This window comes from Kitasatospora hibisci (genome assembly GCF_043950205.1).
Taxonomy (GTDB): domain Bacteria; phylum Actinomycetota; class Actinomycetes; order Streptomycetales; family Streptomycetaceae; genus Kitasatospora; species Kitasatospora hibisci.
In genome coordinates this window covers 6,525,063-6,536,498 of record NZ_CP171642.1, presented here as the reverse complement: position 1 = coordinate 6,536,498, position 11,436 = coordinate 6,525,063, and the positions used below count along the sequence as shown (strand labels likewise).

At 73.0% G+C, this 11,436-nt stretch carries 12 protein-coding genes and 1 riboswitch; of the genes, 3 read left to right on the top strand and 9 right to left on the bottom strand.

Going from position 1 to position 11,436, the window contains the following annotated elements:
* Positions 1-2: 2 nt before the first annotated feature.
* On the bottom strand, positions 3-626 hold the full coding sequence (gene pyrR / locus ACF9IK_RS28720; protein WP_395296978.1) for a bifunctional pyr operon transcriptional regulator/uracil phosphoribosyltransferase PyrR: 624 nt from the start codon (positions 624-626) through the stop codon (positions 3-5).
* 332 nt (positions 627-958) lie between these two features.
* Here pyrR and ACF9IK_RS28715 point away from each other — a divergent pair, with 332 nt between their 5' ends.
* Positions 959-1,462 carry a transcriptional regulator BldD gene (locus ACF9IK_RS28715; RefSeq protein ID WP_031072501.1) on the top strand — a complete coding sequence of 168 codons (504 nt, stop codon included), beginning with the start codon at positions 959-961 and terminating at the stop codon, positions 1,460-1,462.
* A gap of 193 nt (positions 1,463-1,655) precedes the next feature.
* On the opposite strand, the gene ACF9IK_RS28710 is transcribed toward ACF9IK_RS28715, so the two are convergent.
* From ACF9IK_RS28710 to ACF9IK_RS28690, 5 genes are all read right to left on the bottom strand, one after another.
* Entirely contained in the window at positions 1,656-2,573 is a 918-nt protein-coding gene (locus ACF9IK_RS28710) for a hypothetical protein (RefSeq protein WP_395296977.1), read from the bottom strand.
* A 152-nt stretch (positions 2,574-2,725) separates the two neighbouring features.
* Complete coding sequence (locus ACF9IK_RS28705) at positions 2,726-3,565, bottom strand: thioesterase family protein (RefSeq protein WP_395296976.1); 840 nt, start codon at positions 3,563-3,565, stop codon at positions 2,726-2,728.
* A gap of 156 nt (positions 3,566-3,721) precedes the next feature.
* Positions 3,722-4,159, bottom strand: a complete 438-nt coding sequence (nusB, locus tag ACF9IK_RS28700) for a transcription antitermination factor NusB (protein WP_395296975.1) — start codon at positions 4,157-4,159, stop codon at positions 3,722-3,724.
* A 4-nt stretch (positions 4,160-4,163) separates the two neighbouring features.
* Entirely contained in the window at positions 4,164-4,727 is a 564-nt protein-coding gene (efp, locus tag ACF9IK_RS28695) for an elongation factor P (protein ID WP_395296974.1), read from the bottom strand.
* A gap of 84 nt (positions 4,728-4,811) precedes the next feature.
* Positions 4,812-5,918, bottom strand: coding sequence for a M24 family metallopeptidase (locus ACF9IK_RS28690; RefSeq protein ID WP_395296973.1), 1,107 nt, complete (start codon positions 5,916-5,918; stop codon positions 4,812-4,814).
* A 240-nt stretch (positions 5,919-6,158) separates the two neighbouring features.
* On the opposite strand from ACF9IK_RS28690, the gene rpmG reads away from it, so the two are divergent.
* Complete coding sequence (gene rpmG / locus ACF9IK_RS28685; protein WP_395296972.1) at positions 6,159-6,323, top strand: 50S ribosomal protein L33; 165 nt, start codon at positions 6,159-6,161, stop codon at positions 6,321-6,323.
* Between the two features lie 67 nt (positions 6,324-6,390).
* Here rpmG and ACF9IK_RS28680 read toward each other — a convergent pair whose 3' ends face one another.
* The gene (locus ACF9IK_RS28680; protein WP_395296971.1) at positions 6,391-7,554 is read right to left on the bottom strand and encodes a HoxN/HupN/NixA family nickel/cobalt transporter; all 1,164 of its coding nucleotides are present in this window, start codon (positions 7,552-7,554) and stop codon (positions 6,391-6,393) included.
* A gap of 33 nt (positions 7,555-7,587) precedes the next feature.
* Positions 7,588-7,782, bottom strand: a riboswitch (cobalamin riboswitch).
* Between the two features lie 82 nt (positions 7,783-7,864).
* On the opposite strand from ACF9IK_RS28680, the gene ACF9IK_RS28675 reads away from it, so the two are divergent.
* A complete protein-coding gene (locus ACF9IK_RS28675; RefSeq protein WP_395296970.1) occupies positions 7,865-8,248 on the top strand; it encodes an ArsR/SmtB family transcription factor in 384 nt (127 codons plus the stop codon).
* 155 nt (positions 8,249-8,403) lie between these two features.
* On the opposite strand, the gene ACF9IK_RS28670 is transcribed toward ACF9IK_RS28675, so the two are convergent.
* Positions 8,404-10,458 carry a regulator gene (locus tag ACF9IK_RS28670; RefSeq protein ID WP_395296969.1) on the bottom strand — a complete coding sequence of 685 codons (2,055 nt, stop codon included), beginning with the start codon at positions 10,456-10,458 and terminating at the stop codon, positions 8,404-8,406.
* Positions 10,459-10,517: 59 nt separating this feature from the next.
* Positions 10,518-11,327 carry an Fpg/Nei family DNA glycosylase gene (locus ACF9IK_RS28665; RefSeq protein WP_395296968.1) on the bottom strand — a complete coding sequence of 270 codons (810 nt, stop codon included), beginning with the start codon at positions 11,325-11,327 and terminating at the stop codon, positions 10,518-10,520.
* Between the last annotated feature and the right edge of the window lie 109 nt (positions 11,328-11,436).

The window sequence follows — 11,436 nt, the reverse complement described above, 5'->3', positions numbered from 1 at the left end:
GGTTACTCCGGGAGGTGCGGTTCGGAAGGCTTCGTGGCCAGGGCCTGCGACGAGCGCGCGGTGTAGTCGCGGTCGCCGACCAGGACGGCGTCCACGCCGTCGGTGTCGGAGAGGCGCACCTGCACGGCCTCACGCAGGGAGGTGGGGAGGTTCTTGCCCACGTAGTCCGCGCGGATCGGCAGCTCGCGGTGGCCGCGGTCGACCAGGACGGCCAGCTGGACGGCGCGCGGGCGGCCGATGTCGCTGAGGGCGTCCAGCGCGGCCCGGATGGTGCGGCCGGAGAACAGCACGTCGTCGACGAGGATCACCAGGCGGCCGTCGACGCCGTCGGCCGGGATCTCGGTGTGCTCCAGGGCGCGGGCGGGCTTCAGCCGCAGGTCGTCCCGGTACATGGTGATGTCCAGGGTGCCGAGCGGGATCTCGCGGCCGGTGATCTGGCCCAGTCGGGCCTGCAGCCGGCGGGCGAGGTGGACGCCCCTGGTGTGGATGCCGAGCAGCACGACGTCCTCCGCGCCCTTGGCGCGCTCGACGATCTCGTGCGCTATCCGGGTGACGACCCGGGCGATGTCCGCGCCGTCCAGCACCTGGTGCGGCGGCCGCGGCGTGGTTTCGAGGTGTGCGGTCATGCCGAAGCGGACCTCCTTCCCCGCCTCACTGGACGGGCCTTAAAGGATGTCTGAATTGACGGCCCCGCCGACGGGGCGCGGGCTTGCGGTCATCGTACCAGCGCGGGTTCACGCAAATGGACCGCCACCGTTCCGCTTCGCCGGGTTCACGCCTTCGACGCGTCACCGATGCGGACCATTCGCACGAGTGCCCCATTCGGCTTGACGCAACTACCTCACTCTACGTAACCTCACAGTGAGTTACGAGACGGACGTCGAACCCACCGGTAACGGCGTCGGCAATCGCCCGTGACCCACCACTGAACGCGAAGCAATCTCGTCCGGGGAGATCAATGTCCAGCGACTACGCGAAGCAACTCGGAGGCAAGCTCCGAGCGATCCGCACTCAGCAGGGGCTCTCCCTGCACGGTGTCGAGGAGAAGTCCCAGGGGCGCTGGAAGGCAGTCGTCGTCGGCTCGTACGAGCGCGGCGACCGTGCGGTCACCGTGCAGCGGCTGGCCGAGCTGGCGGAGTTCTACGGCGTCCCGGTGCAGGAGCTGCTGCCCGGCGGTACGCCCGGTGGTGCGGCCGAGCCGCCGCCGCGCCTGGTACTGGACCTGGAGAGACTGACCCAGGTGCCGTCCGAGAAGGCCGGTCCGCTGCAGCGCTACGCGGCCACCATCCAGAGCCAGCGCGGCGACTACAACGGCAAGGTGCTCTCGATCCGCCAGGACGACCTGCGCACGCTGGCCGTGATCTACGACCAGTCGCCGTCGATCCTCACCGAGCAGCTGATCTCCTGGGGCGTGCTGAACCCCGACGCGCGCCGCGCGGTGCGCGAGGAGGAGGCGAGCTGACCGCTCGCTCCAGCGGCTCCCACCTGCGTCGACTGCAGGTTCGAGCAGAAACGTCACGGCGCGGCATCCCGACCGGGGGCCGCGCCGCGGCGCTTCCGCGGGCTGCGGGCGCGCCCACGGCCGAGCAGGCCGGAGACCCGGCACACCGGGCGCGGCCGAACGGCGGCGTCCCGGCCCCCGGCCGGCCCTGGGCTCAGGACGCCGTGCCCAGCGGGTAGCCCGGCTGCGCCGCCACACCGTCCAGCCGCACCGGCCCCGCGGCCGGCGCCCAGTCCTGACCGGCGCTGGCCCAGGCCCACGCCGCCTGCCGGAAGGCGCCGTCGGCGCCCCCGCCGCGGGCCTCGCGGTCCTCGGCCGCCCCCTGGGCCCCGTGCAGCACGGCCAGGCCCGGCAGCTCCCGGGCGAGCCCGGCACACAGCACCGCGCAGACGAGTTCGAGGTCCTCGTCGTTGATCCGGACGACTCCGTCCTCCCACTGCAGCACACGGGCCGCCGCCGTCAGCCGCCCGCCCGGCGCGTCGACCGCGAGCCGCAGCTCGTACACCCCCGCACCGGCCCCGACCAGCATCCGGCTGAACACCTCGGCCCCGCGCCGGTAGGCCCCTCGGACTTCCCGGCCCCCCTCCTCGGTGAGCCCCCCGTCCAGCAGCAGGTCGGCGTGGCGCAGCGTCAGGCCGTTGTCCCGGGCCCGGACCAGCCGGGGCGCGAAGTCGCCGGCCAGCTCCTCGCCCTGGTAGGCGAGCAGCTGGGTCTGCAGCGGCGGGTTGACCAGGTAACGGTCGCGGGCGGCGGGCTCGGCCGGGTCGAGGCCGTGCAGCAGGCAGAACTCCTCGAAGTCCTGCGGGTGGAACATCCGGGCCCGGACGGTGTCGAAGCGGCGCCGCGCCTCGGTGAGCAGCTCGGCGGTCTCCCGCAGGTAGGTCTCGTGGTCGGGGGCGTCGGAAAGGTGCCAGGCGCGGGCCCGCTCGAAGTCGGCCTCGCTGGTCAGCACGCCGATGACGAAGGCCTGCCCGCCGTCGGGCCGGCGCCGCTCGTGCCGCGTGCGCACCCGGGGGCGGAAGCCGGCGGCGGTGCAGTCGGGGGTCCGGCGGGCGCGGCCGTTGCGGGTCATCGGGGGCTCCTGGGGCGGGTCGCGGTCAGCGGCGGGGGTGCCGCTGACCGTTCTCCTCCCCAGCCCCGCGCGGCGCACACGTACGGCGTGTCACAGGAATGTAACCGAACGTGAGGCGCCCGGTCGTGCGGCGGCGCCGCCGGCGGGCGCCGTCACGCCCGGCGCGGCACCCGGGCCAGCTGGCGGGACTGCGCGACCAGGCGGCCGGCCTCGTCCCAGACCTCGGCGTCCTCCTCGAAGTAGCCGCCCGCCACGTTGCGGGTGGCATGGGTGACGCGCAACCAGCCGGGCACCGGCCGGGCCCGCAGGTGGACGGTCAGCTCGATGGTGGGCGCCCAGCCGGGCATGCCGAGGTCGAAGGTGACCGGCGGCAGGGCGTCGGCGACCAGCAGGAGCAGCAGCGGGTCGGGCTCGCGACCGTCGGCGAGCCGGAACCAGCCCTGGATCCGGCCGTTGCCGGAGGGCTGCCCGAGCGCCCAGCCGATGGTGGCCGGGTCGAGCCGCAGGTCGAACCGCTCCAGCAGGGCGGCCTGCGCGATCAGCTCCTTGGGGGCGTGCTCGACACCGATGCACTGGTCCGGCGGGGGCAGCTGCGGAGCCTGCGCGGTGGTGCGGACCTCCCCGTCGTCGGCGGCGAGGTCGCCGTGGCTCGCCACCACGCGCAGCCGCTCGACGCCGTCCTGACTGAGCGAGGCGGTGCCGGTGGAGAGCGAGCGGCCGGCCCTGAGCACCTCGGTGCGGACGGTGGCCGGGCCGGGCGCGGAGGCCGAGAGGTAGTAGCCGCTGATCGAGACCGGGTCGGCGTGGCCGCCGCCGGCCACGCCGTGCTCCAGCGAGAGCGCGTGGCCGGCCATCGCGAGCAGCAGCCCGCCGTTGACGCCGCCGCCGATCTGCCAGCCGGCACCGAGCTCGCCGTCGTAGCGGCCGGGCTCGTCGAGGTGGCGGGTCAGGGCGATGCCCTGGTCGAACTCGCTGCGGATCGCCGTGGTCATGGGGGGTGGCCTGCCCTTCGCTGCGGGATCGCCGACGGGCTGGGCCGTCGGCGCGCCGGGTTACTGGCGAGTAGGGACCACCTTAATCCACCCGGGTGAACGCGCGACGGCCGCCGGACCCCTGACGGGATCCGGCGGCCGTGGCCGGCGGAGCGGCTACCGGCGGATGCTCGGCTTCAGCTCCAGGAAACGGGCGAGCAGGCCGTTCACGAAGGCCGGCGAGTCGTCCGTGGAGAACTCCTTGGCGATCTCGACGGCCTCGTCCAGGACGACCGCGTCCGGGACGCCGTCCTCCCAGATCAGCTCGTACGCACCGAGCCGCAGGACGTTGCGGTCCACGATCGGCATCCGGTCGAGGGTCCAGCCCACCGCGTACTGCGAGATCAGGTCGTCGATCCGGCGGGCGTGCTCGACGTAGCCCTCGACGAGCTCCATCGTGTACTCACCCACCTGCGGCGTACCCTCGTCCGGCTTGGGCTCCCGCGCGCGGGCCACCCAGTCGGCGAGCACCGTCAGCGGGTCGACGTTGCGGTGGTCGGCCTCGAAGAGAATCTGGAAGGCCCGGGTACGGGCCTTGCTGCGTGCGGCCGACACTGACTTACTTCACCCGGCCGAGGTAGCCGCCGTCGCGGGTGTCGACCTTGACCTTCTCACCGGTGGTGATGAAGAGCGGCACCTGGATCTCGGCGCCGGTCTCCAGGGTGGCCGGCTTGGTGCCACCGGTCGAGCGGTCGCCCTGGACGCCCGGCTCGGTCTCGGCGATGACCAGCTCGACCGCGGCCGGGAGCTCGATGTACAGGACCGCGCCCTCGTTGGTGGCGACCAGGGCCTCGAAGCCCTCCAGGAGGTACTTGGCCGCGTCACCCACGACGGCCGGCTCGATGGTCAGCTGGTCGTAGGTGTCCATGTCCATGAACACGAAGTTCTCGCCGTCCTTGTACGAGAACTGCATGCCGCGCTTGTCGACGTTGGCGGTCTCGACCTTGGTGCCCGCGTTGAAGGTCTTGTCGACGACCTTGCCGGTCAGGACCTCCTTGAGCTTGGTACGCACGAAGGCCGGGCCCTTGCCGGGCTTCACGTGCTGGAACTCGACGACGGACCAGAGCTTGCCGCCCTCCAGCTTGAGGACCATGCCGTTCTTGAGATCGTTCGTGGAAGCCACGGGCGCACTTACTCCTGGATATAGCTGTCAAGGAACCAAGGGGTGCGTCCTGCCGCCTGCGGCAGCCTCCCGGGCTGCCGCGGGTCACAGGGCGAGGAGCTCCTTGGTGGTGATGGTGAGCAGCTCGGGCCCGCCCTCTTCGAGGGGACGGACGACGAGCGTGTCCTCGATCCGGACGCCGCCCCTGCCTGGGAGATGGACCCCCGGGCCGACGGTGACCGGTACGCGGCTGTCCAGTTTACCCATGTCCGAGGGACCGAGGCGCGGCGCCTCCCGGATCTCCAGCCCGATGCCGTGGCCGACGGGGTGCGGCGAGCCCTCGGTGTGCCCGGCGGCCTGCAGGATCTCCCGTGCGGCCTGGTCGGGTACGTACTGCTCGACGCCCGGCCCGAGCGCCTCCCGCCCGGCCCGCTGGGCGCGGAACACCAGCCGGTGCAGCTCCACCTGCCAGGGTGCGGGGGCGGCGCCGATCACGAAGGTCCGGGCGGTGGAGACACCGTACCCGCGGTACCGCGCGCCCAGCACCACGGTCAGGAAGTCACCCTCCTCCACCCGCCGGTCGGTGGGCTGGTGGGCCTGCTGCCCGGAGTGGCTGCCGGTGCCGACCGACACCGGGAAGGCCGCGCGGTCCGCACCGTGGTCGATCATCCGGCGCTCCAGCTCCATCGCCAGGTGCCGCTCGGTGCGGCCGACCAGGATCGACTCCAGCAGCTCGCCGAGCGCCTGGTCGGCGATCTCGGCCGCGATCCGCAGGTCGGCGATCTCGTGCTCGTCCTTCACCACCCGCAGCCGTTCGACCGCCTGCGCGAGGTCGGCCAGCCGGACCCCCTCGGCCAGTCCGGCCACCGCGCGGTGCCGGCTGACGGTGAGGTCGTGCTCCTCCACCGCGAGGTCCGTCACCCGCAGCTTCGCCGCGGCGGCGGCGGCCGCCAGCACGGTGTCCGCCCCGGCCGCCACCGGCATCCGGGTCACGTCCTCCACGATCAGGTGCTCACCGGCGTCGTCGGGCGGCAGGTCGTCCGGCAGCGCCAGCAGCGCCCGCTCCCGGGTGAGCAGCAGCGTCGCGCCGCACGGCGGGCACCCGGTCAGGTACCGCACGTTCGCCGCGCGGGTGATCAGCGCCGCGTCGGCCCCGGTCGCACTGCAGTGCTCCCTCAGCCGCTCCCGCCGGCCCGCGTACGCATCAGACATGGGTCGAGCCTACGGAGGCCCACCCCGATCCGCCCGCCGAGCGCCCCCACCCGAGGCCCGGCCCGCGGCGCTCCCCCACCGCGCTCCCACCTCGCTCCCGGGAATGGGCGGGCCGGAGCTCGCGTTGTGATGCGACGCATGAAAACGACTCCCATTTCGGTGTGCGGCCTCCGGCCGGCGCCGAAGCGGCCACCCCGGAGCGGCGACCCGCCGAACCGGCCGACCCCAGGAGGACCACCCATGGCCCGCAGCGAACTGCGCCCGATCATCAAGCTCAGGTCCACGGCCGGGACCGGCTACACCTACGTGGCCCGCAAGAGCAGCCGCAACGACCCGGACCGGCTGGTGCTGCGCAAGTACGACCCCGTCGTGCGCCGGCACGTCGACTTCCGCGAGGAGCGCTGACCCGCTGAGCGTGACGGAGCCTCCCCGGGGTCCCGGGGAGGCTCCGTCACATTCGGGCGCCGGCCGCCTACCGCGCCGCCTCCGGGGCGGCGGGGGCGTCCTCGGCCGGCCCGGCACCCGGCTTCACCGGCTGCGGGCTCCACTTCTGCTCGACCCCGGCGATCCGCCAGTACCCGATCGCCGCCGCCCAGACCACCACGAACAGCCCGACGATCGCGTAGCCGACGTTGTCCAGCGAGATGTCCGCGATCCAGCCGCTCACCGGGTCTGTGAGGTCCAGCTTCTCGTGGAGCACCCCGACCAGCTCGATGGTGCCGATGATGAAGGCGACCGCGATCGACAGGCCGGTGATGGTCAGGTTGTAGTACACCTTGCGCACCGGGTTGGAGAACGCCCACTGGTACGCGAAGTTCATGAACGTCCCGTCCAGCGTGTCGAACAGGCTCATCCCCGCCGCGAAGAGCAGTGGCAGACAGGCGATCGCGTACCAGGGAAGCCCGGAGGCCGCACCCGAGCCGGCCATCACCATCAGGGTCACCTCGGTCGCGGTGTCGAAGCCGAGACCGAGCACCATGCCGACCGGGAACATCTGGCCCGGCCGGGTGATCGAGCGGGTCGCGCGGTTCAGGATGCGGGCCAGGAAGCCACGCGCGTTGAGGTGCTCCTCCAGCTCCGCCTCGTCGAACCGACCGGCCCGCATCGAGCGGAACACCTTGAGGATGCCGAACAGCGCGACCAGGTTGAGCGCACCGATCAGGTAGAGGAAGGCGCCGGAGGCGGAGGTGCCGACCATGCCCAGCCACTGGTGGGTGGTGGAATCGTCGTCCATCAGCGTGTCGGCCAGCTGCGCGCCGCCCGCCACCAGGGCGGCCATCAGGACCACCATCGAGGAGTGCCCGAGGGCGAACCAGAAGCCGACCGAGACCGGCCGCTTGCCGTCCGCCATCAGCTTGCGGGTGGTGTTGTCGATGACCGCGATGTGGTCGGCGTCGAAGGCGTGCCGCATGCCGAGGGTGTAGGCGGTGATGCCCAGGCCCACCCCGAAGACCTGGGTGCCGACCTCGTACTTCTCGGGGGCGACCAGGAAGACGAGCGTCCCGAAGGCCACCACGTGCATGGCCAGGATCACCCCCATCAGCCCGGCCGTGCGGACGGTGTCCTCGCGGCGCCACCGGAAGGTCGGCAGGACGGACGGCGCCGCCGGAGCAGCGGCGGTTTCGGGCAGGGTCATCCTGGGATCACGCTCCAGCACCTCGTGGAATGACGTTCGTGAGATGCCGTGGCCGGTCTCCTGGCTGACGGGGCTTCCGTACCCGCCTTCCCAGGCGCGCGAGGCACCCAGTGGCGTCATGGGGTACGGACGATTCCCCCCGATCACAGTGGCGAGGGCCGCTCCGGACTCCGGACCCCTGAGGGTCCGTCACCGGTCTTCCCGAGCACCACGGCGGGCAACACCGTAGGGGGCCCGCGCACATCCTTGCAAGGCTGCGCACCTGCGCAGGTGTCAAGGATCACAGGGCCGGGGCTGCAAGAATGTCCGTATGCATCTCGTACCGGCCGACCGCGCGGGCCACCGCACCATCGACGGACACCGGGTCTGCGAGGCCATCGCCGCGATCGGCGACACCGGGCACGTCCGGTCCTGGGCCGAGCGGTTCTCGCTGCTCGCCGACCCCGGACGGCTCGCCCTGCTGCTCGCTCTCCACCGCGCCGGGCCACTCGCCGTCACCGACCTCGCGGTTGCCACCGGCATGCGCGACCCCGCCGTCTCCCAGGCACTGCGGCTCCTGAGGACGGCCGGCGTCGTCACCGGAGACAAGGACGGACGCGTCGTGCGCTACCGGCTCGTGGACGACGCCATGCGCCCCCTCCTCAACACCTGCGCCGCCGCCCACGACACCCCCACCGCCACCGCAGCCGGCTGAGGGTTTCCCCGGGCGCCGTCGCGCGCCCGTGAGCTCGGCGACCCGCTACCGCGCCGACCAGGTCGACCAGCGAACTGAGCGCAGACCCACCGAGGGCGTCGTGCGGTCGGCCTCAGCGCACACTCCCCCGTCCGCACCGGCGAACACCACCCTCATCACGTTCCGCCCCTCCCGATATGCGCTTCCTCGTCTCCGAGCTCGCCGAGTCGGGAGCGGCTGCGCTCGGCCAGGCCGCTGTCGCCCGATTCCTCGGCCAGGGTCACGAGCAGCCTCAACGCCTCGGCCTCCTTCAGTCGCTGGCCGAGGGCAAGCGCCCGCCGACCGGCCTCCGCCGCCAGGGCGGCGGCCTCGTCCAGCAGCCCCAGCGCCCGGCGGGCACACGCCCCCACCAGCGCGAGCCGCATCAGCATCGGGCCGTCGTCCTCCGCCTCGGCCAGCTCGGTCGCCTCGTCCAGGACGGCCACCGCCTGCTCAGGGCGGCCGACCGCGATCAACGCCTGTGCGAGGTTGTAGCCCTGTACGACCACACCGTGCGCGTCGCCCTCGTTCTCCGCCCGGGCCAGGGTGAACAGCTCGACGGCCCGCTCCGGGCGCCCGTCGGCCAGGCAGAGCAGGCCCTCCGTCTCGTGAAGCACGCCCACCAGGCGGGGGTCGACCACCAGCGGCACCAGCTCCGACGCGGCCACCAGCTGCTCGATCGCCCGCGGGAAGTCCCGAAGCTCGTAGTGGGCCCGAGCGAGCTGGTTGCGCATCCGGACCACGGCGTCCGGACGTTCGTCCCGCTGGGCCGAGTCGACGCCGAGCCGGTGGGTCTCGACCCAGTCGTCGTAGTGCTTACCACCGTGGTAGAGCGGCCAGAGCGACTCGCAGAGCCGCCAGACGTCGCCGTGCCTGCCCTGCTCACCGGCCGCCCGGACCACCTCACGCAGGTTGGCCCGCTCGGTTCGCAGCCAGTCCAGCGCCGCCGCGCCGGACGTGAACGCCGGCAGCCCTTCCCCGGCCGGCTCCTGCAGCCGCAGCCGCGATCCGAGTACCGCGACGTCCGCCAGGAACGCCCGGCCCCGGTAGTACTCGACCACGCGGGCGAACAACCCGGAACGCTCCGGAAGCTCTCGGACCCGCTCATACGCGTGGCGCCGGACCAGGTCGTGGGCGCGGTAGTGCTCGTCCGGGCCCTCGTCCACCACATCGTCCAGGAGGTGCGCGGAGCGCAGCTCGGCCAGGCCTTGGTCCACCTGCTCGATCCCCGCGGCTGCGGCAAGTTCGGCCGAGACCAGCGGGCCGGGATTCACCCCGATCAGGTGGTAGAGCTCCCGGGTGGTCCGGGGCAGCCGCCGGTAGACCGAGTCCAGGACGCCGTCGACACCGCCCTCCTCATTACTGAACGATGACAACCCACGCTCCCGGTCGGACAGTTCGGCCAACACCTGGCCCACACCCAGACGGCCGCGGTCGAGTAGCTGGAACCCGACCGCGTTAAGCGCCAGCGGCAGACCGCCGCACTGCTCGACCAGTTCCCTGAGCTCCTGCTCGCTGCCCCGCTCAGGCCCGAGCCAGCGCCGAACCAACGCGGCGCCGGCCGTGGTACCCAGCGGCGCCAGATCCAGCACCTCGGCCCCGTCCAGGCGCAGACCCGGGAGGCGCCGGCGGCCGGCGACCACCACCAACCCGGCGGACGGGAAGAGGGTCCGTACCTCGGCGGCCCGCTCGACGTTGTCCAGGAAGAGCAGGACGTGACGCTCGGCCGTGACCGTCCGGTACAGCGCGGCCCGCTCCTCAAGGGTGTCCGGCACCCGCTCCACCGCGAACGCCCGCAGGAACCCGCCCAGCACAGCCCCGAGATCGACCTCGCCGTCGTGGCGGTGGGCCGCGAGGTCGGCGTAGAGGTCACCGTCCGGGAAGTGCACGCCGTACCGATGGACGAACTGGGCGATCAGCTCCGTCTTCCCGACGCCGCCGAGCCCGGTGAAGGCCACCACGGCCGGCCCGCCGTCCGCGGCCCTGCCCAGCGCCGCCACGAGCGCGGAAAGCTCGCCTTCCCGGTTGACGAAGACCGGGCGTGGCTTGCGCACCTGGTGCGGCGTCGCGGGCTGCGCGCCGGACGGCACGTGCAGCTCGACGTTGTGCCCCTGCACCACGTATCCGTGCACCGTGCCTGACATGGTGTTGGCCGTCTCGTACGCGTCCATCCGCCCCGCTGCTCCCTCCACGCCGTCCCCCAGCGTACGGCGGATCCTGGGCCGGCATCATGACAACGGGGAACGCCCTGCTACGTCTGCTGGCAGCGGGGGCACCAGAAGAGGTTGCGGGACGCGTGTTCCTCGGTGCGGACGTCGGTGCCGCAGATCAGGCAGGGCATGGCGGCCCGGCGGTAGACGTAGACCTCGCCGCCGTGGTCGTCCACCCGCGGGGGGCGGCCCATCGCCTCGGGGGTGTGCTCGGGGCGGACGGTGTCGATCCGGCCCGCACCGACGCCCTCGTGCATCAGGGCGACCAGGTCGGCCCAGACCGCGTCCCACTCGGCGCGGGTGAGGTCGCGGCCGGCCCGGTGCGGGTTGATGCCGTGGCGGAACAGCACCTCGGCCCGGTAGACGTTGCCGACACCGGCCAGCACCTTCTGGTCCATCAGCAGCGCCGCGACCGTCGTCCGGCTACCCGATATCCGCCGCCAGGCGGCGTCCGGGTCCGCGTCGGTGCGCAGCGGGTCCGGCCCGAGCCGGGCGGCGACGGCGGCCTTCTCGGCGCCGGTGATCAACGCGCAGGTGTTGGGGCCGCGCAGGTCGGCGTAGGCGTCGCCGTTCGCCAGCCGCAGCCGGACCAGGCCGACCGGCTCGGGCGCGGCGCCCTCGCCGAAGGTGAGGCCGCCGTAGAGGCCGAGGTGGATGTGCACCCAGGCACCGCCCTCGAAGCCGAGGAAGAGGTGCTTGCCGGTGGCCTCGGCCCCGGTCAGCACCTGCCCGTCGACCAGCGCGGCGCCGTCGGCGAACCGACCCTGGGGGCTGGAGGCGCGGACAGGGCGGCCGCCGAAGGCCGTGCTGCTCTCGGCGGCGAGGCGGTGGATGATGTGGCCTTCCGGCACGGGCGTCAGCTCCCCGGGGTGGTCGATGAGGACGCGTCCATCATCGCAGCCGGCACCGACACCGCCGCGGCCCCGGGACGGCCCCGGCGCCGAGACAGCCCCGCACAGG